Below are 25,400 nucleotides of genomic sequence, written 5' to 3'. Positions count from 1 at the left end.
GTCTACGCTTTTGGAGACTGTTGTGACTCAACGCCTGCGCTTAAATAAAAACGCCGATCGCCGCTTAAAAGCAGGCCATCTGTGGATCTACTCCAACGAAGTGGATATTAAAGAAACGCCGCTTAAGAATTTCACTGCTGGCGAAACCGCGTTGGTCGAGGCCTCTAACGGTAAAGTCCTGGGCGTGGCGTATATCAATCCGCACTCGCTGATTGCGGGCCGCGTGATGTCCCGTGATCCGGACATGCGTCTGGACCGTTCGCTGTTTGTACACCGTTTCAATCAAGCGCTGTCACTGCGTCAGCGTTTATATGCCAAGCCTTTTTACCGCCTGATTCACGGTGAGGGTGACCTGCTGCCAGGTCTGGTGATTGACCGTTTTGGCGATGTATTGGTTGTTCAGCTAAATACCGCCGGCATGCAGGCGCTGGCCGATGAGATTGTCGATGCGCTTGAGAAAGTGGTTAAGCCTGACGTCATCGTGTTCCGTAACGATACCGGCGGGCGTCGTCAGGAAGGGCTGGAAGCTCACGTCGACGTAGTGAAAGGCACGCTGCCCGACGAAGTATTGATTGAAGAGAACGGCACACGCTTTGCCGTGCCGGTGCTGAACGGTCAGAAAACCGGTTGGTTCTTTGATCACCGCGAGAACCGCGCTTGGCTGAACCGCCAGGTGGCTGGCAAGCGCGTGCTGGATGTCTTTAGCTATGTGGGTGGCTGGGGTGTCCAGGCGGCGGCCAATGGCGCCTCTGAGGTGCTGTGTATCGATGCTTCAGGCCCCGCGCTTGAGCAAGTGGCGCGAAATGCTGAGCTTAACGGTGTACAAGAGCAGGTCGCCATTGGCGAAGGCGATGCCTTTGAAGCTTTGGCAGCACTGAAAGCCGACGGCGAACAGTTCGACGTGGTGGTTCTGGATCCGCCGGCGTTTATCAAGAAGCGTAAGGATATTCCTAATGGCGAGCGGGCCTATGCGCGCTTAAATCGCGAAGCGATGCGTTTGCTGGGCCGCGATGGCCTGTTGCTTTCAGCGTCGTGCTCCATGCACCTGGGGGAAGATCGCTTGGTAGATGTCGTGCGAGGCGCGGTACGTCATCAGGATCGCCATGGGCAGGTGATCTTCCAGGGCCATCAAGGGCCAGACCACCCCATTCACCCGGCCATTCCAGAAACCGCTTATCTTAAAGCGCTGGGCGTGCGCGTATTTCGCGATTAACCCATTGAGTCATTAGGCGGGGTGGGCAAGCTGGATTAGCACGATAGTGGCGCAAGGAGCAGAGCAATGGAGTGGGCGTTACCCGATCCCTTTGTGATCGATATTCATGTTAGCGAAGCGGCGATAGATGATTATCAGCACGTGAATAACAGCGAATACCTGCGCTGGGTTGAGCAGGTTAGCTGGGCCCACTCCGAAGCCTTGGGGCTTTCCATCGAGCGCTACCGCGAACTGGACCGCGCCCTGGCCATACATCGCCATGAGCTGGACTATCTTGCTCCTGCCTTTGCGGGTGATGAGCTTCAATTAGCGACGTGGGTCGTCGCCTGTGATGGGCGCTTTAGCCTTACCCGGCGTTTCGAGCTTAAGCGGGTGCGAGATGCCAAAATGCTCTTCCAGGCGCGCACCCGGTTTGCGTGTATTGCGCTTTCAAGCGGGCGCCCCAAGCGCCTGCCAGAGGAGTACCAGAGAGTCTACGGCGGGGCCTTAATAACAGAGTGACGTTAAATTTTCGGTATAAAACCTTCAAACGCTGGATTTTTACTCCTGTAAAACGCCTTAACCGGCGTTTTTTTGTTTTGTGCTTAAGGAAGTGGTGGGTCGCTTGAGCTGTGCTGTAATGCTAAGACCGTTGTTTAATCTTACGCACAAAAAGAGAGATCGCTATGCAGATTGCCGTCCCCAAAGAGATCAAAAACCATGAATATCGTGTCGCCCTAACACCCACCGGCGTGCGTGAGCTTGCCCAGCGTGGCCACACCGTTAGTGTGCAGGCAGGCGCAGGAGAGGGCGCTGGTTTTAGCGATAGCGACTATGAGGCTGCGGGTGCGCAGATCGAAAGTGATGTCGACGCCTTGTGGAAGAATGCTGAGCTGATTCTTAAAGTAAAAGAGCCGCAGGTGGAAGAGGTTGCGCGTCTCACTTCCCGGCATACGCTGTTTACCTATCTGCACCTTGCAGCGGAAGAAGCCCTAACGCGGGGCTTGATGGAGAGCGGGGCTACCTGTATCGCTTATGAAACGATTACGGATGCCAGTGGTGGGCTGCCGCTGCTTGCGCCAATGAGTACTGTGGCTGGGCGTATGGCCGTTCAAGCAGGGGCGCATGGCCTGGAAAAAGCCCAAGGGGGCGCTGGCGTTCTGTTGCCGGGCGTGCCGGGGGTTGCACCGGCAACCGTCACCGTAATAGGCGGCGGCGTCGTAGGTGAAAACGCCGCGAGAATGGCGCTGGGGCTGGGCGCGGATGTCACTATTCTGGATAACTCACTGGCGCGGCTAGACGTTCTGGATAGCCGCTACCAGGGGCGTATCAAAACGGTTTATTCCACCGCCGATGCGCTGGATAACGCTGTGCGCGAGTCTGATATGATTATTGGCGCCGTGTTAATCCCGGGCGCGGCGGCGCCCAAGTTGATTACCCGCGCTATGCTTAGCGATATGAAGCCAGGCAGCGTGCTGGTGGATGTAGCGATCGACCAGGGCGGCTGCTTTGAAACCAGCAAGCCCACCACCCACGCTGAGCCCACGTATATCGTGGATGGAATTGTTCATTACTGTGTGGCCAATATGCCGGGCGGCGTGTCACGCACATCAACCCTCGGTCTCACCAATGCCACGCTGCCCTTCGTGTTGGCGCTGGCCAATAAAGGCTGGCAGCAGGCGCTAAGCGATGATCCCCACTTTCTGCCAGGGCTCAATGTCCATGCTGGCCAAGTGACCTACCAGGCCGTTGCCGATGCCTTTGGTTTGGCGTGTATCGCCCCAGCAAGCGCGGCAACACGATAAGTACGCATTTCCGATCAGAGGCGCTAACCCTCAGGACTCGGCAGTGGGTTTTAATGTTTGTCATCGTTAATAGTGAGGTGGCACCTCATCTTCAGGGCGGCTTTCCCCCTGATGGTCGCCCGCCTGGAACGCTTGATGCTGTTCACGCAGGCGTTCACGCATTAATGCGCTAAGCTGTTCTAGCTTGGCAAGCCGCTTTTCCTGTTGGACAACCGCTTGGTCAAGCGTGTCCAGCCAGTGTTCCTGGTAGGCCAGGCGGCTTTCGAGATTTTCGAAAAGTTGATTTAGCTCAGCAGGAGAAAAGTCTTGTGTCATGGTAACATGGCAACCTTGTGTAATATGTCCGGTACTGTTAGGAATGGGCCTGGTAGTTCGGGTATTGTCTTTCGTTCGTTACCCATACAACAAGAGAGCTTTTATCATCTATGAATCCAAAAGTTGTGTTTCGCTGTTTCTTAATCAGTGTATTACTAGCCGCCCCCACGCCGCTTTTGCTGGCGGGGATTGTTCATTTAACCAACGCGCCTCTGGCCGATTTATGGCAGGCAGAGTTAGCCATTAGCGGCATCAGTGGTGTTTACATTGCCGTTGCCTTGGGCAGCTTCATCGTTTTATTTATAGGTACGTTAGCGTCGGCTGCTCTAGCTCCGCCGCTAGTCGTTAAACCGAAAGTAGAAAGCTCAGGCGACACGCGTGTTAAAGCTGCGCCGCGTCAGCCCCAGCCTGCCGACGAACGGGACGATGAAGAGGAAGACGTCATCGATCCCAACGACGGTCGGGAAGAGGGTGAAGTAAAGTGGTTTAATACCAATAAAGGCTATGGCTTTATTACTCGTGATAATGGCGAAGATGTATTTGTTCACTTTCGTGCTATCCGGGGTCGCGGCCCGCGTATGCTGGCAGAAGGCCAAATTGTGCGTTACCACGTCATGAAGAATGACCGTGGTTTACAGGCCGATGATGTGAGCATTATTGAGTAGCATGTCCACAAGCGTAGTATCAATGTGAACATAATCGACCCCGCCCCGGCGGGGTCGATTGCATTTTAAGAACAGTACTTCAAAAAAACTGTATTTATGCCGTCTTTTTTCAGGCAGTGTTAGCGGCCTGAATCGGGCCACTCAATAGCGCCTTCTTTTCCGCCGGGTAGCACCTGCCAGAAGCGGTCAGGGTCATCGCCTGGATGCCAGCCGCCAAGCGAGCAGCGCACTTCCGTTTGCAGCGCCTCTGCGGCGTGTTGCGCGCACTCCTGGTCGGTCATCCAGGGCGTATGGCTACTGTCAAACCATAAGCTTGCAAAGCGGTCAGCTGCTTTTTCGACCAGTAGTATGGGCACCTCTTTCCCCTGGTGTTGGCCATGGGTTTTCCACTTGCCTTTGCCGGCAGGGCTTAATGGCGGTGCAGCAAGCGCACTGGCAAGCCATGCGTTAAGCGCTTCCAGTGAAATGCTGGCGACATACACTTCAATGTCCGGGTAGCGCTCCATCATACGTTGACCTCATCAAGCGTGAGTAGGGCCTGAAGCGTTGCCTCATAGATTCGGCTCAAATCATCCAGGTCGCTAGCGCGTACGCGCTCATTCACTTTGTGAATAGTGTCGTTAAGCGGGCCAAGTTCCACCACTTGAGCACCGAATGTGGCAATAAAACGCCCATCAGACGTGCCGCCGCTGGTGGATAGCGCCGGACGCTTGCCGGTAACGGCTTCTACACCGCGTACGGCCGCGTTGACCAGCTCGCCTTCTGCGGTTAGGAACGGCTCGCCGTTCAGTGTCCAGTCCAGCTGATACGGCAGGCCGTACTGGTCAAGAATCGCCTCTGTACGTGCCTTAAGCTGCTCATGCGTGACTTCCGTCGAGAAGCGGAAGTTGAATACCACTTCTACTTCGCCGGGAATGACGTTAGTCGCCCCAGTGCCCGCTCGCAGGTTGGAAATCTGAAAGCTGGTGGCCGGGAAAAAATCATTGCCCCCATCCCAGTGCTCATTGACGAGAGCATCCAGCGCGGGCATCGCCTGATGAATGGGGTTGCGCGCCAGGTGCGGGTAGGCCACGTGCCCCTGAATCCCCTGAATACGTAAAACGCCGCCCAGCGAGCCGCGGCGGCCATTCTTGATCACATCGCCAAGGTGCTCGGTAGAGGAGGGTTCGCCGACGATACAGTAATCAAGCCGCTCATTGCGTTCGCGCAGCTGCTCGACCACGGCGAGAGTGCCATCCACCGCTGGGCCTTCCTCATCGGAGGTGATTAAAAATGCAATACGTCCATCGTGGTCGGGGTAGCGAGCCACAAAACGCTCCACGGCGGTTAGCATAGCGGCCAAGCTGCCCTTCATATCGGCGGCGCCACGGGCACAAAGCATACCGTGATCGTCAATACAGGGAGAAAACGGCGGGAATTCCCAGCCGTTCGGTGGCCCGCTGGGCACGACATCGGTATGACCCGCAAGGGCAATCACCGGGCCGTGATGGCCACGTACTGCCCAGAAGTTCTGTACATCGCCAAACGGCATACGCTCAATATGAAAACCGAGCGCTGTTAAGCGCTCGATCATTACGTCCTGGCAGCCTTCATCATCCGGCGTCACTGACGGGCGGCTGAGCAGCTCAAAGGCAAGCTGTAGCGTGGGCGACAGCGTGTCAGGCTCAGTTATGGGCATGCAGTGCCTCATTTAGCGCGATGGCGCTTTTATTGGTTAGGCACTCGACGCGGCCATTTTTAGAGTTGCGGCGTAGCAGCAGGTCGTTTTGGCCCGCCAGTTCACGTGCCGCCAGCGTTTTCACTTCGTTGCCCTGATCGTCCAGCAAGGCCACTTTGGTGCCTGCGGTGATGTATAAACCGGACTCCACCGTGCAGCGGTCGCCCAGCGGAATGCCGATACCGGCATTGGCACCGATCAAGCAGCCTTCGCCGACCTTGATAACAATATTGCCACCACCTGATAACGTACCCATGGTGGAGCAGCCTCCGCCCAGGTCAGACCCTTTGCCGACCATCACGCCCGCTGAAATACGGCCTTCAATCATGCCGGGGCCTTCGGTGCCTGCATTAAAGTTAACAAAACCCTCATGCATTACCGTGGTGCCTTCACCTAAATGAGCGCCCAAGCGTACCCGCGCCGTGTCGGCAATGCGTACACCGGTCGGCACAACGTAATCGGTCATTTTGGGGAATTTATCGACACAGTCGACGGACAGCGCACGACCGGCGAGGCGGGCTTTCAGGCGCCGCGCTGGCAGCTCTTCGATATCGATGGCGCCTTCGTTGGTCCAGGCAATATTGCGCAGCAGGCCAAACATGCCGGTCAGATCAAGGCCGTGCGGTTTGACCAGACGATGCGAAAGCAGGTGCAGCTTAAGGTATACCTCTGGCGCCGTTTGCGGAGCCTGATCCGTTTCCAGGAACATGGCTACCAATGGGCGTTGGCTGGCGGCCAGCGACTCAGCAAGCTCAGCCTGTTCAGGGTGCCCGGCTGCCTCAAGCGCCTTGGCTAAGCGGGTGCAATCTTCTGGCAAAAAGCTAACGGCGACATTGCCATGCGGCGCATCAAGCGCTTGTTTGGCCGCATTTATCAGGCTTTCCTGCGGGCTGAAGAGCGGTGCCGGGTAGTAAATTTCCAGCCAATCGCCTTGAGTGTTTTGCGTGCCAATTCCAAGCGCAAAGCTCAGCATAAAAGTTCATCCTGTTGTTGATAACGTTGTTAACCGGGTCATTAGCTAACGTAAAAGCGGCGGTATAACAAAGTGTTGATTCAAAAATAAGCAAAATAGTAGCGTTGGATCAGCCACTGATTTTATCGTAATCGCCGTCGCGATAACCTACTTTTAAGGCGTCACTGCCGGTATCCAGCAGTGGTCGTTTAAGCAGTGTTGGGTGTTGGAGCAACAGCTGGCGCGCAGAGTTAGCATCCAGGCTGTCTTTGTCTTCCTGGGGAAGGTCGCGCCAGGTCTTGCTGCGCTTGTTGACGACTTCCAGCAGTGGTGCCCGTTCCAAAAGATGCTCAAGCAGGCTCGCCGAAAGACCATCTTTACGCAAATCATGGGTTTTAAAAGGCACGCCGTTCGCTTCCAGCGCTTTGCGCGCCTTACGACACGTATCACAGGTATCAATGACATAGAGTGTAAACATGGTATCTCCTTTCGAGCTGTTCGTGCCGTAAAAGGTGAATTAACCGCGCTCAATAAGCTGGCGGATACGCTGCGCTGCTTCCAGAGTGGGCGCAAGCTCCGCCACCAGGGCTAGGCGTAGCCGCCCCGTGCCTGGATTAATGCCCTGAGCATCAGGACGGCCCATCAAGCTGCCGGGCAGCACGCTAACGTGTTGCTCGGTGTAAAGTCGCTGGGTGAAACCGATATCATCCCCACCTGGTACCGCGGGCCACAGGTAAAAGCTTGCCTCTGGCGTTGGGAAGTCCATCACCGGGGCCAGTACCTCTACCACGGCGCTGAATTTTTCACGGTACGCATCGCGATTGGTGCGTACGTGCGCTTCATCCTGCCAGGCTGCTATTGAGGCATATTGAACCGGCAGCGACATGGCGCAGCCATGATAGGTACGGTAGCGCTTGAACGGCGTAAGAATGTCCGCATCGCCCGCAACAAAGCCAGAGCGCAAGCCCGGCAGATTAGAGCGCTTGGAGAGCGAGTGGAAGACGACGCAGCGCCGGTAATCGTTACGACCAAGCTCGGCGCAAGCCTGTAATAGCCCCGGCGGTGGCGCGTTTTCATCCAGGTAAAGCTCGGAATAGCACTCATCAGAAGCAATGATGAAATCGTGCTCGTCGGCCAGCGCAATCAGCTGTTTAAACTCATCCATTGACGTAACCGCGCCGGTCGGGTTGCCTGGTGAACAGATAAATACGATTTGCACATCACGCCAGGTGTCGGGGCTGACACTGGCAAAATCTGGCCGAAAGCCATTCTCGGCCGTGCAGTTTAAATACATCGGTTGACCGCCAGCCAACAGCGTCGCACCTTCATAAATCTGGTAAAACGGGTTGGGCACTATCACCTTGGCAGGCCGAGTACGGTCCAGTGCGGCCTGTACAAACGCAAAAATGGCTTCACGCGTGCCATTAACCGGCAGTACCTGGCGCTCGGCATCAAGACCCGCAAGCTTAAAGCGCATGGTCGCCCATTCAGCGAGTGCTTCACGTAAGCTTGGCAGGCCGTTGGTGGCCGGATAACGTGCCATATCAAGCTGATGCTTCACCAGCGCATCAAGCGCTGCTGGGTAGGGCGCGTGCTGCGGCTCGCCGATGGTTAAGGGAATATGCGCCAAATGGGTAGGCGGCGTAAGGTCAGCTTTGAGGCCGGCCAGTTTCTCAAACGGATAAGGGTGTAGGGCGGCGAGATCAGAATTCATGGCGTATCCGTTGAGAGCGTTCTATTGAGAGCATGCCCTGCAGGCGTATTAAACGGCAGGCTAAGCGCCGATTATAAGCAAGCCTCGGGGTTGGCTCAAATTTAACCACGGGGCGCGGCGTCTTTAAGTGTTTACACGCCTAGCACCTCAATTAATCGCTCGCGCAGCTCTTGCTGGCGTATCGGATCGGTTAAGGGTTCGCCTGCTTTCGTGGTGATAAAGAAAACGTCCTCAACACGCTCGCCCAGCGTGGCGATTTTGGCCGCCGAAAGGGCGATACCCTGCTCCATAAAAATACGCCCTACGCGGGCCAGCAGCCCAGGTCGGTCAGGGGCCGTTAGCTCAAGGAGTGTGCGCTCGTTAGCCGGGTCCTGCTCAATCAGCACTTCGGTGGGTACCTTGAAGTGTTTTAACTGACGCGGCGTATGGCGGGTCACAATTTCTGGGTAGTCGTCTGGGTCATCCAGCTCTTCGATTAAGTGTTGGCGCATCTCTTCGATACGCGCCGTGTCGCGAATCGGTTGACCGTGGCTATCCAGCACAATAAAGGTGTTTAGCGTCCAGTTATTGCGCGAGGTAGCAATGCGGGCATCATGAATGGAAAGCCCGAGCTGCTCCATGGCGGCGGCGGTGGCGGCAAACAGGTCATCCACCGAGCGTGTGTGGATAAACACTTTAGTGCCGCCCTCTGCCATATCAAGCGTCGGTGCGCTGATTAATACCAGCGGCAAGGGAGAGGCGTTATGCGCGAGGATGCCTTGGGTTTGCCAGACAATTTCGCTGGGCGCGTACTGGAGGAAATAGTCCTCCCCAAGCGGTTCCCACAGTGCATCAATCTGCGTGCGCCCAAGCCCCATGATTTGAAGTAGCGAACGCGCTTCAGAGCGCGTTTCCCGCACCCAGTCATCACGGTCCGGCGGATTTTTTAACCCGCGGCGTAAGGCGCGCTTGGTTTCAGCATATAGCTGGCGTAAAAGCGATGCCCGCCAACCGTTCCAAAGCGTGGGGTTGGTGGCGTTAATATCGGCCACGGTGAGCACATACAGATAATCCAGGCGCATTTCGTTACGCACGATTAGCGCAAAGTCGCGAATGACGTCAGGGTCGCTAATGTCGCGCTTCTGAGCGGTCATCGACATGAGCAAATGGTGCTCGACCAGCCAGCTGGCAAGCTTTGTATCGTGGGCTGAAACATGGTGGTGCTGACAAAAATGCGTAACGTCTTTGGCGCCGATTTCAGAGTGGTCGCCACCCCGGCCCTTACCGATATCGTGAAACAGGCCCGCTATCCACAAAATGTCCAGCCTGGGAAGCTGGTGGATGAGCGCAGCCGCCACGGGAAAGTCGTCTTTGGCATCGGGTTTGCGAAAGCCGTGTAAAAACTTCAGCAGACGCAGCGTATGCGCATCCACGGTGTAGATGTGGAACAGATCATGCTGCATCAATCCTACGGCTCGGCCAAATTCGGGCAGGTACTTGCCCAATATGCCGTAGCGGTTCATACGCCGGAGCTGGCGCGGTACGTTGCCGGGGGCGCGCAGTATTTCCATAAACAGCCGCTGATGGTGAGGGTCATCGCGGTAGTGATCATCAATCTGATGGCGGTGGTCGCGAATCAAGCGAATGGTGTCCGCCCGTACGCCTTCGATTTCCGGGTGCCTGGCCATGAGCAGAAATAGCTCCAGCATGGCCTCTGGCTGCTCGCGAAACAGCGTGCGCGAGCGTGCTTGAATATAGCCGCCCTTGGTTTCAAAGCGCTCGTTGAGCTGGATGGTTTCCAGCGCCTCTTTGCCGCGCAAAATCACTTCGTCGAAGTGCTGAAGTAGCATGTCGTTAAGCCCGGCCAGCGCCGTTACGTGGCGATAGTAGCGCTTCATGAACTGCTCAACGGCTAACCGCTCGGGCGTATCTTTAAAGCCAAACAGCTCAGCAATCGTGCGCTGGTGATCAAACAGCAGGCGGTCTTCGGCGCGGTCTGTCAACATATGCAGCGCATAACGCACTTGCCACAAAAACGCTTGGCCCTGGCTTAAGATACGCAGCTCGGCATCGTTCATAAAGCCATTGGCGACAATGTCGGTGTACTGTTCCGTACCGAAGTGGCGCTTAGCGACCCAGCCAATCATCTGAATATCGCGTAGGCCGCCAGGCGAGCTCTTCAGGTTAGGCTCAAGGTGGTATTCGGAATTGTTGTAACGGTAGTGGCGAGCAATCTGCTCTTGCCATTTGGCTTCAAAAAAACGGTCGGCCGGCCAAATGTGCTCGGCGCTTAAGCGCTCGCGCATTTTTTCGCGCAGTGATGCAGGGCCTGCAATCAGTCGGGATTCAAGCAGGTTGGTGATGACGGTGACGTCCGCTTTGGCTTCACGTTCGCAGTCGTTTAATGAACGTACGCTGTGGCCGATTTCCAGGCCGATATCCCATAAAAAGGTGATAAAGGCAGTGAGCGGTTCGCGGTAAGCGGTGTCGTCGTCATCTTCAAGCAGTAGTTGAAGGTCGATGTCCGAATGGGGATGCAGCTCCCCTCGGCCATAGCCGCCAACGGCAATCAGTGCGATGCCTTCATCTGGCCAGGCGTGCTGCGCCCAGGCAATGGCGAGTAGTTGATCCAAATACCAGGCACGCCCTCGCACCAGATCGCGTATATCGGCGCCCGCACGAAACCGGTCATCCAGCTTGGCCTGGAGCTCACGAAGCGCCGTTTTAAACGGCGCTATGGGTGAGCGCGAGCCGGATAGCTCTGTACGAAAAGCATCAAGGTCGTAAAGCGACGTATCCGGCTCGAACCGGTGGTGGTGGAGGAGCATTAGTTATCTAAAAAACTAAAGTCTTCATCGCTACGCGCGGTCAGTACTTCAACCCCGGTCTCGGTGACCAGCAAGGTATGCTCCCATTGCGCTGAGAGGCTCTTGTCCTTGGTAACGGCGGTCCAGCCATCGCGCAAGACTTTGGTTTTGTAGCCACCCACGTTGATCATGGGTTCGATGGTAAAGCACATGCCAGCCTCCAGAGCGATATCGGCGTCTGGCGCGTAACCATCGTAATGCAGGAACTGGGGGTCTTCATGGAAGCCTGCCCCAATACCGTGGCCGCAGAAATCACGAACGACCGAGTAGCCATGGCCTTCGGCGTGCTTTTGAATCACTCGCGCAAGTTCTGAAAGGCGTACGCCGGGTTTTACCAGCGCAATGCTTTTATACAAGCACTCCTGGGTAATCCGGCACAAACGCTCGCCCTGTATGGTTTCGCCGATGATAAACATGGCGCTGGAGTCACCGTGATAGCCGTCGGGGGTTTTGACGGTAATGTCCAGGTTCAGAATGTCGCCTTTCTTGAGTTTTTTACTAAAATCCGGAAAGCCATGACACACCACATGGTTGAGCGAGATGCACGTGGCGTGGGTATAACCGTGATAGTTGAGCGGGGCAGGAACCGAGCCCAATTCGTTAACAATATAGTCGTGACAACGCTTATCAATATCGCCGGTGCTTACGCCTTCTTGTATGTAAGGAGCAATCATTTCCAGCACGCTGGCGGCTTGGCGCCCGGCTTCGCGCATTTTCTCGATTTCTGAAGGTGTCTTGATAGGAACGTTCATGAATTCTCGATATGGGTTCAGGCTGAGGTAGTAAGTGACAGCGTTAAAGCGACAGTATTAAGTGACAAATAAAGATCGTAACACGGGCTGTGACTTCATCTTGGTAATGATCTATGGTATAAAGCCGCGCGCTTTCCTGCAATCGCTCGCTCGCTTCTTTATGGTGAGTAGGCGATCATGGCAAGGCGAACAACCCGCAGCGGGTTCACTTTGAAGACGCTGCTTAATAGCAAGCCTTGAAAACACACATGCACCGACACATGGTCCCGGGTGCCGCTGACAACGTTTTATACGTGGTCAATGGTCGGATCCATGGGGTGCGTGGAGGCCTAACCCGAGTTTCAGGAGTTTTACCATGTCTCACGTTAATATGCGTGACCTGCTCAAAGCAGGTGCTCACTTCGGTCACCAGACTAAGTACTGGAATCCGAAGATGAACAAATTCATCTTCGGCGCACGCAACAAGATTCACATCATCAACCTTGAGCACACTCTTCCGGCGCTGAACGAAGCCGTTGATGTGGTTGAGAAGATGTCGGCATCCAACAACAAAATTTTGTTTGTTGGCACCAAGCGTAGCGCTAGCAAGATAATCAAAGAAGAAGCGAATCGCGTTAATCAGCCGTTCGTCAACCATCGCTGGTTGGGCGGTATGCTGACTAACTTCAAGACTATTCGTCAGTCTATCAAGCGTCTGCGCGAACTTGAAACCATGCGCGAAGACGGCACGTTCGACAAGCTGACCAAGAAAGAAGTCCTGATGGCAACGCGTGAGCAAGATAAGCTTGAGCGTTCTATCGGTGGTATCAAGAACATGGGCGGCCTGCCGGACGCACTGTTCGTTATCGACGTTGACCACGAGCGCATCGCGATCAACGAAGCCAACAAACTGGGTATCCCGGTTATTGGCGTGGTTGATACCAACTCTAACCCTGATGGCGTTGATTACGTTATCCCGGGTAACGATGACTCCATTCGCGCTATTCAGATCTACGTGAAAGCGATTGCTGACGCGTGTGGTCGTGCGAAGGAAGGTCGTCCGGACGAGTTCGTTGAAGTGACCGAAGAATCGGCTTCAGCCGACACTGACGCCGCTGCTGAGTAAGGTAGTAGCGGTTGCGGCGGGCAGTTAAGCCGCATCGTGTTGAAGAGGGGGCCTATGCCCCCTTTTTCCCGCTTTGGATGAACATCCGGGTGGGCCGATTACGCCGGGCCATCATGCGCCGGCAAGCGACCTTCAAAGTGATATATGATAGTCATTTATCGTGGCTACACTCTGTAGGGCGTTTAACTCTCATAGAACCATTTCCGAGGTGAATTCTCATGGCAGCTATCAGCGCCTCTCAGGTCAAGGAACTGCGCGAACGTACCGGTCTCGGCATGATGGAGTGTAAAAAAGCACTCACCGAAGCCGACGGTGATATCGACGTCGCGATTGAAAACCTACGTAAAAGCTCGGGCCTAAAAGCCGCGAAGAAAGCCGGACGTACCGCTGCTGAAGGCGCGGTCGTTACCCGCGTTGCTGAAGACGGCAGCTACGGTGTAATGGTTGAAATCAACTCCGAGACTGACTTCGTTGCCCGTGATGACAACTTCATCGGCTTCACGAACCAAATCGTTGATGCATTTTTCGCTGCGAAAAGCGAAGACGTTGCTGCTGTAATGGCGGGCGAACTTGAGTCTGTTCGCGAGCAACTGGTGCAGAAAATCGGTGAGAACATCGGCGTACGTCGCGCGGTAGTTGTCAACGCCGTTGACGGTGGTCTGGTGGGCGAATACGTTCACGGTGGCCGCATTGGCGTTCTGACCGTACTTAATGGCGGTACTGCAGAAGCAGCGAAAGACGTTGCTATGCACGTGGCAGCTATTAACCCAGCCGTTGCTCACCCGGCCGATATGCCGCAAGAGCAGCTGGATCAAGAGAAAGCCATCATCCTGGGTCAGCCGGACATGGCAGGCAAGCCTGAGCAGATTGCTGAGAAAATGGTTCAAGGCCGTCTGAAGAAATACCTGGCAGAGAACAGCCTGACCGAGCAGCCGTTTGTTAAAGACCCGAACCAATCCGTTGCTGAGTTTGTTAAATCAGCCGGTGGCGAAGTGGTTAGCTTCACGCGCTTTGAAGTGGGTGAAGGTATCGAGAAAGAAGAAGTCGACTTCGCTAAAGAAGTTATGGAACAGGCTGGCCGTCGTTAAGGTCAGACGTTCTAGTCAGAAGATGGCGTGCGCGTAAGCGCACGCCTTCGTGTATCCGGCCCCTGCTAAATAGGGGGTTGCTTCGCCCACCTGTGTCCAAGTCTGCTTCAGGAGAGATGCCATGTCACGAGATGTTCAAGAGCCTACCCCGCTTGTTGTGCCCCATAAACTTGAAAAGTCGAAGTCAAAATACAAGCGTATTTTGCTGAAGCTTTCAGGCGAGGCGCTAATGGGAGAGCACGATTTTGGTATTGATCCTAAAGTGTTAGACCGTATGGCGCTGGAAATCGGCCAACTGGTGGGTATTGGTGTGCAGGTCGGGATTGTGATTGGAGGCGGCAACCTGTTTCGAGGTGCGGCGCTCAGCGAAGCCGGAATGGATCGGGTCACAGGCGACCACATGGGAATGCTGGCAACGGTCATGAACGCGTTGGCCATGCGCGATGCACTGGAGCGTTCAAATATTCGTTCGCGGGTAATGTCGGCGATTCCCATGAGTGGTGTGGTAGAGCATTATGACCGCCGCACTGCCATCCGTTATTTAACGTCAGGAGACGTGGTACTGTTTTCGGCAGGAACCGGTAATCCATTTTTCACAACCGACTCGGCCGCTTGCTTACGCGGTATTGAAGTGGATGTGGATGTGGTCATTAAAGCGACCAAAGTGGACGGGGTGTATAACAAGGACCCCCTAAAACATGCCGATGCCGTAAAATATGATCAGCTCTCCTACGATGACGCTCTGGACCAAAAGCTAGGCGTTATGGATTTGACCGCTATCTGCCTGGTACGTGACCATAATATGCCGGTGCGGGTATTTGATATGAATAAGCCTGGTGCCCTGCTGAATTTGGTAGTAGGGGGCAAGGAAGGCACGCTGATAGATAGAGGGTAATAACGTGATCAACGATATTAAGAAAGACGCAGAGTCTCGTATGAAAAAAAGTGTTGATGCGCTGCATAGCAACTTCAACAAAATCCGTACCGGGCGTGCACACCCCAGTATTCTGGATGCCGTTACCGTTGATTATTACGGCAGCCAGGTGCCGCTTAGCCAGGTGGCATCGGTTAACGTTGAAGATGCGCGTACGCTTGCGGTGGCTCCCTGGGAGCAGGGCATGGTGCCGAAAATCGAAAAGGCTATCATGACCTCTGATCTGGGCTTGAACCCTTCAAGCGCGGGTAATGTGATCCGTGTACCGATGCCCATGTTGACCGAAGAGACACGCAAGGGATATATCAAACAGGCACGTAGCGAAGCTGAAAATGCTCGCGTGGCTGTGCGTAACGTGCGTCGCGATGCCAACGGTGATTTCAAATCCTTGCTAAAGGATAAAGAGATTACCGAAGACGATCAGCGTCAGGGTGAAGATGAAATCCAAAAGCTGACCGACAAATATATTGCCGAAGTCGATAAAGCGCTTGCCGCGAAAGAGCAGGACTTGATGCAGGTATAAGCACCTGCCTTTTATTTAGCTGCGGGTAGCCAGGCTGCCCGCTAGGCCTATGGCTTTACTATGACTGAGCTTTTGTGCGAGACCTCATGACGTCACCGCAGTTTCCTCAAGAACAGCCGGACGACGCAAGCACGCCACCCAAGTGCCTGGGCGAAGCACTGCCGTCGCATGTCGCGATCATAATGGACGGCAATAACCGCTGGGCAAAGGCCCGCGGCCTCTCTGGCGTACGTGGTCATCGTGCAGGCATCGAAGCCGTTAGAGCGGTAATTCAGCGCGCAGCCGAACGCCAGGTAAGTACGCTGAGCCTGTTTGCCTTTTCAAGCGAGAACTGGAAACGTCCGGCTGCTGAAGTGAATGCGTTGATGGAGCTCTTTTTGATGGCGCTCAAGCGCGAAGTTAAAAAGCTTAATGAGCGCAATATTCGGCTAACGATTATTGGTGAACGGCGTGGCTTCTCTCACGCCATTCAGAAGTATATACAGCGTGCAGAAGCGCTGACCGAAGGTAATACCGGCATGCACCTAGTGATCGCTGCCAATTACGGCGGGCAGTGGGACATTGCACGCGCAGCGCGACATTTGGCTGAGCAGGTATCCGCCGGTGAGTTACAGCCTGCCGATATCGATGAAGCCTGCTTTGACAGGGCAATGGAAGCAGACCACGTGCCTCCTGTTGACCTGTGTATCCGAACAAGTGGCGAACAGCGATTGTCGAATTTTATGCTGTGGCAGTTAGCGTATGCTGAACTGCATTTCTCGCCCTTACTCTGGCCCGACTTCGGTGCCGATGCGCTGGACAGTGCGCTGTACGACTTTTGTCAGCGGCGTCGGCGTTTTGGCATGACCGACGAACAAATAGAGGCGCAAGGTGCTTAGACAGCGGATTATAACCGTAGCCTGGCTGGCGCCCTTGGTGCTGGTTGGTCTGTTTGGATTGCAAGGTGGCGCGTTTGCGCTTTTTACCGCTTTGATGGTGTTACTTGGGGCTTGGGAGTGGACGAACCTGGCAGGCGTTATCCGGCAGCGTCAGCGTGTTCAGCTGGTCGCCGGGCTTGCGGTGGTGATGCTACTGATGTGGCTCACCGGTGCCGCGTTTGCTGTATGGCCTTTATGGTGCGCCGCCCTTGGCTGGCTGGTTAATCTTTACTGGGTGACCCATTACCCGGAAAAAGGACAGCAGTGGCAGTCAACGCCACGCCGCTTGGCGATGGGGCTATGGGTGCTGCTGCCCTGCTGGGTCGGCTTTAATATTCTGCGCGATAGCGGCGGCGTATGGCTGTTGTTTGTATTATTGCTGGTGTGGGCGGCGGATATCGGCGCCTATTTTGCCGGGCGTCGTTTTGGTAAGCGCAAGCTCGCCCCAAGGGTCAGCCCCGGTAAGTCCTGGGAAGGCGTTATTGGTGGGCTTGTTGCCACCACGCTACTGGCGCTTGTCTTCGCCTTTTGGCAGTCGTTAACCCCGGGTGTAGCTGTTGGCTTGGTGGTAGTCACCGTTATTGTCACGCTTATTTCAGTGCTGGGCGATCTGCTGGAAAGCATGCTCAAACGCTACCGAGACATCAAGGACTCAAGCCAGCTGCTACCGGGCCATGGCGGCGTGCTGGACCGGATTGATAGCTTGACGGCGGCGATTCCGCTCTTTGCGCTGCTCTATTTGCCCGTTCTTCAAGGGCAGGTGCCTGTCTTATGAGTCAACCGTCCTGCCAGTGGATTACCGTGCTGGGCTCAACCGGCTCTATCGGGGTGAGCACCCTGGATGTCATCGCCCGTCATCCCGAGCGTTATCGGGTGTATGCGTTGACGGCACATACCTCTAGGGAAGTGCTTCTGGAACAGTGCCTGACGCATCATCCCCGTATCGCGGTACTCGATCATAGTGACGATGCGCAATGGCTTCGCCAAGCGCTTGATGACGCTGACCAACCGACCGTCGTGCTGGCGGGTCGTGAAGCACTCTGCCAGGTTGCCCGTGAGGCGTGTGTCGATGCCGTTATGGCCGCCATCGTTGGGGCAGCGGGGCTGCTGCCTGCGCTGGCCGCTGCAGAAGCGGGCAAGCGCGTACTACTTGCGAATAAAGAAGCGCTGGTGATGAGCGGTGCGCTGTTCATGCAGGCGGTTGAGCGCTCTGGCGCCACGCTGTTGCCTATCGATTCTGAGCATAATGCCATTTATCAGTGCCTGCCGGTAAAGCATCGTGGCGGGCTTGAGCGTCATGGCGTTCGGCAGTTGCTGCTAACAGCGTCTGGCGGGCCTTTTCGCACCTGGAGTGCGGACAAGGTTGCCAATGCGACACCCGACCAGGCCTGCGCCCATCCTAACTGGTCGATGGGGCGCAAGATTTCGGTTGATAGCGCCACCATGATGAACAAAGGCCTTGAATTAATTGAAGCGTGCTGGCTGTTTGATGCAACGCCCGAGCAAATTCAGGTGGTAGTGCATCCGCAGAGTGTGATTCACTCCATGGCAGCTTACATTGATGGCTCTGTCATCGCCCAGCTGGGCAACCCGGATATGCGTATACCCATTGCCTATGGACTGGCATGGCCCGAGCGTATTGAGGCCGGTGTAGAAGCCCTGGATCTGTTCCAGATCGCGCAGCTGGATTTTGAAGCACCGGATGAAGCGCGCTTTCCCTGCCTACGCTTGGCCCGTGAAGCCATGCAGAAGGGCGGTGCCGCGCCGGCGATTCTCAATGCCGCCAATGAAGTCGCCGTTGAGGCCTTCCTGGCGGAAAGGCTCAGCTTTGGTGAAATAGCCAACGTGGTTGAAGAAGTTGTATCGCAGCCCTATGCAGGCAGCGCCGATACGATTGAAAATATCTTGGCTGCAGACCACTGGGCGCGTCAGCAGGCAGCACAAAGGGTCATGTTACAAGCAGGCTAGGCAGTGCCGTACCGAATATTGAGAAGCAAGTAGGTCACTTAAGCATCGGCTGATGTGCAGGGTGCCAGGGAGTTTATTGTGGGCCTGTTACAAAACATTTTAGCGATCATCGTCGTGCTGGGTTTGTTGATCACCTTTCACGAGTTTGGCCACTTTTGGGTGGCGCGCCGCTGTGGCGTCAAGGTGTTACGTTTTTCGGTGGGCTTTGGCAAACCGCTCTGGTCCACCGTGGACCGCCAGGGGACGGAGTACGCAATAGCGGCCATTCCGCTGGGCGGCTATGTCAAAATGCTGGACGAGCGTGAAGCGCCGGTACCGGAAGATCAGCTTGACCAGGCCTTCAATCGCAAAACGGTATGGCAGCGTATCGCCATTGTTGCCGCTGGACCTTTGGCAAACTTCCTGTTGGCTATTGTTGCCTACTGGGCGCTCTTTGTATCCGGGACGACCGTGGTCGCTCCCATGGTGGGAGATGTGCTGCCTGATTCACCGGCAGCTGAAGCAGGCCTTGCCCACGGCGATGAAATTATCGCTATTCAAAATGATGCCGTACGCTCCTGGGAGGAGGTCAACCTAAAGCTTATCTCGATGATTGGTTTTAGTGGCTCGCTAACCATCAATGTGTTGCCTGAGGGCAGTAGCAGTGAACGAGCTTACGCGCTGGAGGTCGATAACTATCTGGCCCGCCAGGACCCGCCCCAGCCACTGCAATCCTTGGGTATGGCGCCTTGGCAGCCAGAATTCCCTGCAGTATTAGGCCAGGTGGTCGATGGCGAAGCTGCCGCCAATGCGGGGTTGCAAGCAGGCGATCATATTATTGCGATTGACGGCACGCCGGTGGAAGAATGGATGCAGTTTGTCACGATGATCCGCCGTAGTGCGGGTGAAACGCTTAGCGTAGCCTATGAGCGAAATGGCGAGCAGGGCGCACTAACACTAACGCCGGGTAGCAATCTGCTGGAGAGTGGCGGTGAGGTTGGGTACATTGGTGCAGGCGTTGAGTCGGTAACGTGGCCTGAGTCACTACAGCGCGAAATTCGTTATGGGCCTACCGAAGCGGTTGGACAAGCGCTATCGCGTACCGGTGATATGATTTTATTAACCGTTGATGCGATTCGTAAAATGTTGGTAGGTTTGATTTCACCTTCCAATCTTTCCGGTCCTATTACGATTGCGCAAATTTCGGGTGATTCGGCCCGTGCCGGAATGGAAGCCTTTGTAGGCTTTTTAGCATATTTGTCCATCAGCCTTGGCGTGCTTAATTTATTGCCTATTCCGGTGCTCGATGGTGGACACTTGCTTTACTATTTTTTGGAAATCGTACGTGGGCGGCCGGTCTCTGAACAAACCCAAGCCATTGGATTGCGCATCGGGCTTGCCATGGTTGGCGGCCTGATGGTGATGGCTCTGTATTTTGATCTGATGCGCCTTTGGTAATGACGCGTGTAGCGCGCAGGATGCCTTGTCATCTGCCTGCACAAATGTATATGGTGCTTATCTAACGTGATAGGCAGACCAACGCGAGCGAACTGACAGCATGAAAATCAAGACCCTTGGAATGGCAGCACTCTTGCTGGTAGGCGCTAGCGGCGCCCAGGCACAATCCTTTGATGTTTCGGACATTCGAGTGGAAGGACTACAGCGGGTATCCGCTGCATCGGTCTTTAATGCGTTTCCTGTCAGTACGAATGATCGGGTTAGCGAGCAGCAGCTAGCGTCAGCCGCACGCGATTTGTTTGCCACTGGTTTATTTGAAGATGTTTCGCTAGCTCGCGAAGGCGATGTATTGGTTATTCAGGTAGTTGAACGACCGACCATCGCGCGCTTGAACCTCACTGGCAATAAGCAGATTTCAGAAGAGGACCTGCGTAACGGCTTACGTCAGTCAGGGTTGTCGGAAGGGCAAGTGTTGCAACTCTCGACCCTTGAAGAGATTCAGCGTGAGCTTGAAGGTGTTTACCAGGCTCAGGGACGCTACAGTGCTCGCATTACGACCGAGATTGAACAGGTTGATGAAGGGCGTGTACAGGTCAATATCAATATTAATGAAGGCGAAGTCGCCAAGATCCGTCAAATCAATATTGTCGGTAATCAGGATTTTGACGATGAAACGCTGCGCGATGTTTTTGAGCTGAACGACAAGCCGGGGCGCTTCTTTGGCTGGTTTTCAAGTGATGAGTACTCGCGTGAAGCTTTATCGGGCGATATCGAGCGCCTTCGCACCTTCTATCTTGATCGTGGCTATGTAAATTTTGATGTTACCTCCACGCAAGTCTCTATTGGGCCTGAAAAGTCCGAAATATTTGTTACGCTTAATGTTGATGAGGGTAACCAATATCGAGTAGGTGATGTCCGCTTTGTAGGTGATATGCAAATCAGCGAAAGCGAAGCACGCCAACTCATGGAGATCCATAGCGGAGACATTTTCTCTCGTGGTCAGGTGAACGCATCGACCGAAGCGCTACGCCAGCGTTTGGGCGCTGAAGGTTTTGCTTTCGCCGATATTCAGGGTATTCCTGAAATGGCGGATGACGGTGAAACGGTTGACCTGGTCATCGCGGTTGAACCTGGCCAGCGCACTTATGTTCGACGTATTGAGTTTTATGGTAATACCACCACCCAGGACGAAGTGCTGCGTCGGGAAATGATTCAAATGGAAGGCGCCCCCGCATCGACCGACTCAATTGCTCAGTCGCGCCAGCGCCTTGAACGGCTTGGCTTCTTTAGCCAGGTAGAAGTGGATACTCAGCCGGTACCAGGTCAGCCTGATCAGGTGGACGTCACCTACAGTGTGGAAGAGCAGCCCTCAGGCTCGGTGTCTGCCAGCGTGGGCTTTTCGCAAAGTGCCGGGGTAATCTATGGAGTTGGACTGGCACAAAACAACTTCCTGGGTACGGGTAACCGGGTCAATGTTGGCGCGCAGCGCAGCGACACCTTCACCAGCGTCAACTTTGCCTTCACGGATCCTTACTGGACACTTGATGGTATTTCTCGCGGCTACAACATATTTTACCGTGAAACGGACTATGCCGACTCGGATATCTCTACCTACTCGACCGATGCGTACGGCGCGGGTATCAACTTCGGCTATCCGATAAGTGAACTGTCTCGCCTCAACTTCGGGGCGAGCATTGAAGAACTTAAAATTAAAACCTACAACGATACGGCGTCAGAAATTCATCGCTATGTGGATGACGAAGGGGAGCGCGCTCAAAGCCTTAAACTCACGGCGAGCTGGACGCGTAACAACCTTAACCGAGGCGTGATGCCGACAGCCGGTAACTATCAGCGCCTGTCGCTTGAAACCGGCGTGCCGGGCGGCGATGCAGAGTACTATAAGCTGCGCGCTCGGGCTCAGCAGCTATATCCGCTCAATAACGATGAGAGTTGGGCGCTTAAGTTTAGCGGTAACCTTGGCTATGCCAATACGTTTGATTCAAACGATCCTTTTCCCTTCTATGAGAATTTTTACGCAGGTGGTTTAGGATCGGTACGAGGCTTTACATCCAATACATTGGGGCAACCTACCACGCCGGGAGTTGAAGGAGGGCGTGATCGCACAATGGGCGGTAATGTGTTGGTGGAAGGTAGTGCTGAAGTGATCTTCCCCATGCCCTTTGTAGAAAATCAGCGTTCTGTGCAGCCTTCGCTGTTCCTGGATGCCGGTAATACGTTCTTGAGCTCCTGCTACAAGGTATTAGAAGCTGATGTGGGTCGTCAGCAGTGTAGTTCTGGCGTCGACCTGGGCGATTTGCGCTATAGTGTGGGCGTTGGCCTTTCCTGGTTAACACCGGTTGGTCCGCTGACCTTTAGCATCGCGGAGCCGCTTAAAGACAAAAGCGGTGATGACACACAGTTCTTCCAGTTCTCGCTGGGACAAACATTCTAACTTTGCTAAAGGGGCGCGCCCTTGGTAGCGCCCCCGCTTGATGATAAGGAAGTGACTCGATGCGTAAACTGACAGCGGCCGTGTGCTTATTTGGTGCGATTGTTTTACCGGTTCATGCAGCAGAAGCTGCAGAGGTTGCCGTGCTGGATTGGCGAGCTGCGCTGATGAATACCCAGTCGGCTCAAACCTCGCTAAATCAGCTGGAAAACCAGATTGGCAGTCAGCAGAGTGAAGCCCAAAGCCTGGGAAATGAGTTACAGCAGTTGCAAGAACGCTTGCAGCGCGAAGGCGAAACGATGTCTCAGTCGCAGCGCGAAACACTGATCGCTGAGCTGCAGCAGAAAGGTTCGCGTTTTGAGCAGTTACGTCGTGATGTTATGGAGGCTCAGCAGCGTTCAGAGCAGCAGTTTCTGGAAGGTGCGGAACTCAAGCTTGAGCAAGCGGTGGAGCAAGTGCTGAACCGTCACAATATTGATGTATTGGTTGAGCCTCAAGGAGTGCTTCATTCCTCGGTTGATTTGCCTAATGTGACTGATGAAGTTACGCAAATATTTGATTCGATGTAATTAATTTTTTAATGACTGTTGGTGTAGCTGTGCTGCACTATTGCTTTATTGGGCTCCCATGACGCACGCATCTCACCATCTTACACTTGCGGACATTGCTCGCCATTTAGGGGTCACCTTTGAAGGTGATGCCGCGCTACCCATTCGTGGTTTAGCAACACTTAAAGAGGCCACATCTGATCAAGTGGCCTTTTTAACAAATCGCGCTTACCTCAAGGATTTGGCCACCACTCAGGCGGCAGCCGTGCTGCTTCACCCTGAGCATGGCAAGAGTTGCCCGGTACCAAAGCTTGAGATGGAAAACCCCTACCTGGGGTATGCCAAACTCTCTCAGCTATTTGACCCATTGCCTGCACGTGATAAGGCCGGTATTCATCCCACCGCGGTCGTTGCCGACAGCGTAACGCTGGGTGAAGGCGTCTCGATCCAGGCCCACGCCGTAGTAGAAGCGGGCGTAACACTGGGTGACCACGTTGTGGTGGGCGCTGGGAGTGTCGTTGGGGCTGATAGCGTTATCGGCGAAAATACTCGGCTGCATGCCAATGTGACCGTGTGTCACGGCGTGATTATTGGCAAGCGGGTCATTTTACAAAGTGGCTGTGTGATTGGTGGAGACGGTTTTGGGTTTGCCCACGACGGTGAAGGTTGGCACAAAATTGCCCAGTTAGGTGGCGTTGTGCTGGGTGATAATGTCGAAGTTGGCAGTTGTTCAAGCATTGACCGTGGTGCGCTAGGCGATACCCTGATTGGCGATGACGTTAAAATCGATAGTCAGGTACAAATCGCTCATAACGTCACTATTGGTGCCCATAGCGCTTTGGCGGGCTGTGTCGGTATTGCAGGGTCCACCAAAGTAGGCAAGCACTGCATGTTGGGTGGGGGGGTTGGATTATCAGGCCACCTAACGATTTGTGATGGCGTTCAGGTCACCGGAATGAGCCTTGTGACCAATTCGATTCATACTCCCGGCGTCTACTCGTCAGGTACGGGGGCAATGAGTAATTCGCAGTGGCGTAAAAATGCGGTGCGGTTTAAGCAGTTGGATGATATAGCCAAGCGGCTGTCTCGGCTGGAAAAAACGACGCGTGACACCTAAAAGCCATATTGTTTACTAAGTAAGTAGCTTGAGACGAGAGGGCGGCAGGGTATAATTCCCTGCCCTTTAACCAGACGAAGTGCTGGTATTTGCCTGATGCCTATCAGGCGTTTTTCATTTTGAGGTCGTTACGATGGTTATGGATATTAACGAAATTCGCGAATACTTGCCCCACCGCTATCCGTTTTTATTGGTGGATCGAGTGACAGCATTAACTGTGGGCGAATCCATCGTTGCGTTCAAAAACGTTAGTATTAACGAGCCATTTTTCAACGGCCACTTTCCACATCATCCGATTATGCCGGGTGTGCTGGTAGTCGAGGCACTGGCCCAGGTTTGCGGTATTTTAGGCTTTAAAACAGTTAACAAGCTGCCAGCGGATGGCTACGTGTACTACCTGGTGGGTAGCGACAATGTACGTTTCAAGCGCCCGGTGATGCCAGGTGACCAGCTTCAACTGGAGGCTAACGTAATTCGTGGCAAGCGGGGCATTTGGAAATTTGCGTGTCGCGCCACGGTTGACGGAGAGCTTGCCTGTGAAGCAGAAATTATTTGTGCTGAGAGGAAGGTTGCTTGATACATCCTACTGCACTGGTTGACCCAACGGCAACGCTCGCAGATGACGTTGAGGTTGGCCCTTTTAGTGTTATTGGGCCTAACGTCACGATCGGCGAAGGCTCCATAATCGGCCCGCACGTAGTGGTCAAAGGACCCACTGTGTTGGGGAAGCGCACGCGTATTTTTCAGTTCGCCTCGGTAGGTGAGGATTGTCAGGACAAAAAGTACGCTGGTGAACCTACTCGTCTGGTCATGGGCGACGATAACGTTATCCGTGAAGGCGTGACGCTTCACCGTGGTACGGTACAAGACCGTGGTGAAACGACGATTGGTTCCCGCAATCTGTTTATGGCCTACGTACACGTGGGCCATGACTGTGTCATCGGCAATGACTGTATCCTCGCCAACCAGGTAACGCTCGCCGGGCACGTAACGCTGGGTGATTACGCTATCCTGGGTGGCCTGTCTGCCGTGCACCAATTTTGTCACTTTGGTGAACATGCCATGGCGGGCGGTGGCTCTATTATCACTAAAGACACGCCTGCCTATGTCATGATTAACGGCAACCCGGCAGAAGCGCGTGGTCTGAATCTGGTCGGCTTAAAACGCCGCGGCTTTAGCCGTGAGGCAATTAATGCACTGAGCGTTGCTTATAAGATGGTCTATCGCCAGGGGCTTACCGTCGAGCAAGCGCTTGAAGAGATGCGTGCGCGCTTTGATATAGAGGAAGTGACGGAGTTCGCTGACTCTATCGAGCGTTCGACCCGCGGCATTACGCGCTAACCATGTCCATTCGCT

25 protein-coding genes are annotated in these 25,400 nt (G+C 54.5%); 17 read left to right on the top strand and 8 right to left on the bottom strand.

All coding sequences use genetic code 11. From position 1 onward, the window contains the following. Positions 1–22: 22 nt before the first annotated feature. The 3 genes from ACT3TJ_RS05695 to ald all read left to right on the top strand — a co-directional run bounded on the left by ACT3TJ_RS05695 (position 23) and on the right by ald (position 2,997). The gene (locus tag ACT3TJ_RS05695; RefSeq protein WP_172118506.1) at positions 23–1,213 is read left to right on the top strand and encodes a class I SAM-dependent rRNA methyltransferase; all 1,191 of its coding nucleotides are present in this window, start codon (positions 23–25) and stop codon (positions 1,211–1,213) included. A gap of 66 nt (positions 1,214–1,279) precedes the next feature. Next, the gene (locus ACT3TJ_RS05690) at positions 1,280–1,714 is read left to right on the top strand and encodes an acyl-CoA thioesterase (RefSeq protein ID WP_444630222.1); all 435 of its coding nucleotides are present in this window, start codon (positions 1,280–1,282) and stop codon (positions 1,712–1,714) included. Between the two features lie 164 nt (positions 1,715–1,878). Continuing rightward, a complete protein-coding gene (gene ald / locus ACT3TJ_RS05685) occupies positions 1,879–2,997 on the top strand; it encodes an alanine dehydrogenase (protein WP_444665502.1) in 1,119 nt (372 codons plus the stop codon). A 66-nt stretch (positions 2,998–3,063) separates the two neighbouring features. On the opposite strand, the gene ACT3TJ_RS05680 is transcribed toward ald, so the two are convergent. After that, positions 3,064–3,312: a SlyX family protein gene (locus ACT3TJ_RS05680; RefSeq protein WP_087110022.1), complete on the bottom strand. Its 249-nt coding sequence runs from the start codon at positions 3,310–3,312 to the stop codon at positions 3,064–3,066. 110 nt (positions 3,313–3,422) lie between these two features. Here ACT3TJ_RS05680 and ACT3TJ_RS05675 point away from each other — a divergent pair, with 110 nt between their 5' ends. Then, positions 3,423–3,977 carry a cold-shock protein gene (locus ACT3TJ_RS05675; protein ID WP_087110020.1) on the top strand — a complete coding sequence of 185 codons (555 nt, stop codon included), beginning with the start codon at positions 3,423–3,425 and terminating at the stop codon, positions 3,975–3,977. Between the two features lie 119 nt (positions 3,978–4,096). Here the strand turns inward: ACT3TJ_RS05675 and ACT3TJ_RS05670 are convergent, their stop codons facing one another. From ACT3TJ_RS05670 to map, 7 genes are all read right to left on the bottom strand, one after another. Further along, a complete protein-coding gene (locus ACT3TJ_RS05670; protein ID WP_087110018.1) occupies positions 4,097–4,486 on the bottom strand; it encodes a hypothetical protein in 390 nt (129 codons plus the stop codon). Beyond that, entirely contained in the window at positions 4,483–5,655 is a 1,173-nt protein-coding gene (gene dapE, locus ACT3TJ_RS05665; protein WP_444665501.1) for a succinyl-diaminopimelate desuccinylase, read from the bottom strand. Before dapE ends, ACT3TJ_RS05670 begins: the two co-directional genes overlap by 4 nt. Beyond that, complete coding sequence (gene dapD / locus ACT3TJ_RS05660; RefSeq protein WP_192527195.1) at positions 5,642–6,667, bottom strand: 2,3,4,5-tetrahydropyridine-2,6-dicarboxylate N-succinyltransferase; 1,026 nt, start codon at positions 6,665–6,667, stop codon at positions 5,642–5,644. The genes dapE and dapD overlap by 14 nt, the downstream gene beginning before the upstream one ends. A 109-nt stretch (positions 6,668–6,776) precedes the next feature. Beyond that, positions 6,777–7,124, bottom strand: coding sequence for a Spx/MgsR family RNA polymerase-binding regulatory protein (locus tag ACT3TJ_RS05655; protein WP_087110012.1), 348 nt, complete (start codon positions 7,122–7,124; stop codon positions 6,777–6,779). 39 nt (positions 7,125–7,163) lie between these two features. Next, positions 7,164–8,360, bottom strand: a complete 1,197-nt coding sequence (gene dapC, locus ACT3TJ_RS05650) for a succinyldiaminopimelate transaminase (RefSeq protein WP_444665500.1) — start codon at positions 8,358–8,360, stop codon at positions 7,164–7,166. Positions 8,361–8,491: 131 nt separating this feature from the next. Next, positions 8,492–11,167, bottom strand: coding sequence for a [protein-PII] uridylyltransferase (locus tag ACT3TJ_RS05645; RefSeq protein WP_087110008.1), 2,676 nt, complete (start codon positions 11,165–11,167; stop codon positions 8,492–8,494). Then, positions 11,167–11,958 carry a type I methionyl aminopeptidase gene (map, locus tag ACT3TJ_RS05640; RefSeq protein ID WP_087110006.1) on the bottom strand — a complete coding sequence of 264 codons (792 nt, stop codon included), beginning with the start codon at positions 11,956–11,958 and terminating at the stop codon, positions 11,167–11,169. The genes ACT3TJ_RS05645 and map overlap by 1 nt, the downstream gene beginning before the upstream one ends. A gap of 355 nt (positions 11,959–12,313) precedes the next feature. Here map and rpsB point away from each other — a divergent pair, with 355 nt between their 5' ends. The 13 genes from rpsB to lpxA all read left to right on the top strand — a co-directional run bounded on the left by rpsB (position 12,314) and on the right by lpxA (position 25,385). Then, positions 12,314–13,063, top strand: a complete 750-nt coding sequence (gene rpsB / locus ACT3TJ_RS05635) for a 30S ribosomal protein S2 (protein WP_087110004.1) — start codon at positions 12,314–12,316, stop codon at positions 13,061–13,063. A 218-nt stretch (positions 13,064–13,281) separates the two neighbouring features. Continuing rightward, positions 13,282–14,151, top strand: a complete 870-nt coding sequence (gene tsf, locus ACT3TJ_RS05630; protein WP_444665499.1) for a translation elongation factor Ts — start codon at positions 13,282–13,284, stop codon at positions 14,149–14,151. A 121-nt stretch (positions 14,152–14,272) separates the two neighbouring features. Next, positions 14,273–15,046, top strand: coding sequence for a UMP kinase (pyrH, locus tag ACT3TJ_RS05625; RefSeq protein WP_087110000.1), 774 nt, complete (start codon positions 14,273–14,275; stop codon positions 15,044–15,046). A 4-nt stretch (positions 15,047–15,050) separates the two neighbouring features. After that, positions 15,051–15,608 carry a ribosome recycling factor gene (gene frr / locus ACT3TJ_RS05620; RefSeq protein ID WP_444665498.1) on the top strand — a complete coding sequence of 186 codons (558 nt, stop codon included), beginning with the start codon at positions 15,051–15,053 and terminating at the stop codon, positions 15,606–15,608. Between the two features lie 86 nt (positions 15,609–15,694). Then, the gene (uppS, locus tag ACT3TJ_RS05615; protein WP_444665497.1) at positions 15,695–16,486 is read left to right on the top strand and encodes a polyprenyl diphosphate synthase; all 792 of its coding nucleotides are present in this window, start codon (positions 15,695–15,697) and stop codon (positions 16,484–16,486) included. Beyond that, positions 16,479–17,300: a phosphatidate cytidylyltransferase gene (locus tag ACT3TJ_RS05610; RefSeq protein ID WP_444665496.1), complete on the top strand. Its 822-nt coding sequence runs from the start codon at positions 16,479–16,481 to the stop codon at positions 17,298–17,300. Before uppS ends, ACT3TJ_RS05610 begins: the two co-directional genes overlap by 8 nt. Next, positions 17,297–18,493, top strand: coding sequence for a 1-deoxy-D-xylulose-5-phosphate reductoisomerase (gene ispC / locus ACT3TJ_RS05605; protein ID WP_444665495.1), 1,197 nt, complete (start codon positions 17,297–17,299; stop codon positions 18,491–18,493). The genes ACT3TJ_RS05610 and ispC overlap by 4 nt, the downstream gene beginning before the upstream one ends. Before the next feature lie 78 nt (positions 18,494–18,571). Beyond that, positions 18,572–19,930 carry an RIP metalloprotease RseP gene (rseP, locus tag ACT3TJ_RS05600; protein WP_444621800.1) on the top strand — a complete coding sequence of 453 codons (1,359 nt, stop codon included), beginning with the start codon at positions 18,572–18,574 and terminating at the stop codon, positions 19,928–19,930. Between the two features lie 100 nt (positions 19,931–20,030). Further along, on the top strand, positions 20,031–22,382 hold the full coding sequence (gene bamA / locus ACT3TJ_RS05595; RefSeq protein ID WP_444621801.1) for an outer membrane protein assembly factor BamA: 2,352 nt from the start codon (positions 20,031–20,033) through the stop codon (positions 22,380–22,382). Between the two features lie 59 nt (positions 22,383–22,441). Then, entirely contained in the window at positions 22,442–22,948 is a 507-nt protein-coding gene (locus ACT3TJ_RS05590) for an OmpH family outer membrane protein (RefSeq protein WP_087109986.1), read from the top strand. Between the two features lie 58 nt (positions 22,949–23,006). Then, positions 23,007–24,044, top strand: a complete 1,038-nt coding sequence (lpxD, locus tag ACT3TJ_RS05585) for a UDP-3-O-(3-hydroxymyristoyl)glucosamine N-acyltransferase (RefSeq protein WP_193055210.1) — start codon at positions 23,007–23,009, stop codon at positions 24,042–24,044. A gap of 133 nt (positions 24,045–24,177) precedes the next feature. Further along, entirely contained in the window at positions 24,178–24,621 is a 444-nt protein-coding gene (gene fabZ / locus ACT3TJ_RS05580; RefSeq protein ID WP_087109982.1) for a 3-hydroxyacyl-ACP dehydratase FabZ, read from the top strand. Beyond that, positions 24,618–25,385, top strand: a complete 768-nt coding sequence (gene lpxA, locus ACT3TJ_RS05575; RefSeq protein ID WP_193055211.1) for an acyl-ACP--UDP-N-acetylglucosamine O-acyltransferase — start codon at positions 24,618–24,620, stop codon at positions 25,383–25,385. The genes fabZ and lpxA overlap by 4 nt, the downstream gene beginning before the upstream one ends. Positions 25,386–25,400 lie beyond the last annotated feature (15 nt).

The organism is Halomonas sp. AOP30-A1-24, assembly GCF_052378165.1.
GTDB classification, from domain to species: Bacteria; Pseudomonadota; Gammaproteobacteria; order Pseudomonadales; family Halomonadaceae; genus Vreelandella; species Vreelandella citrativorans.
Note: the sequence above shows the minus strand (reverse complement) of the source record. Positions and strands in the feature narration are given on the sequence as shown.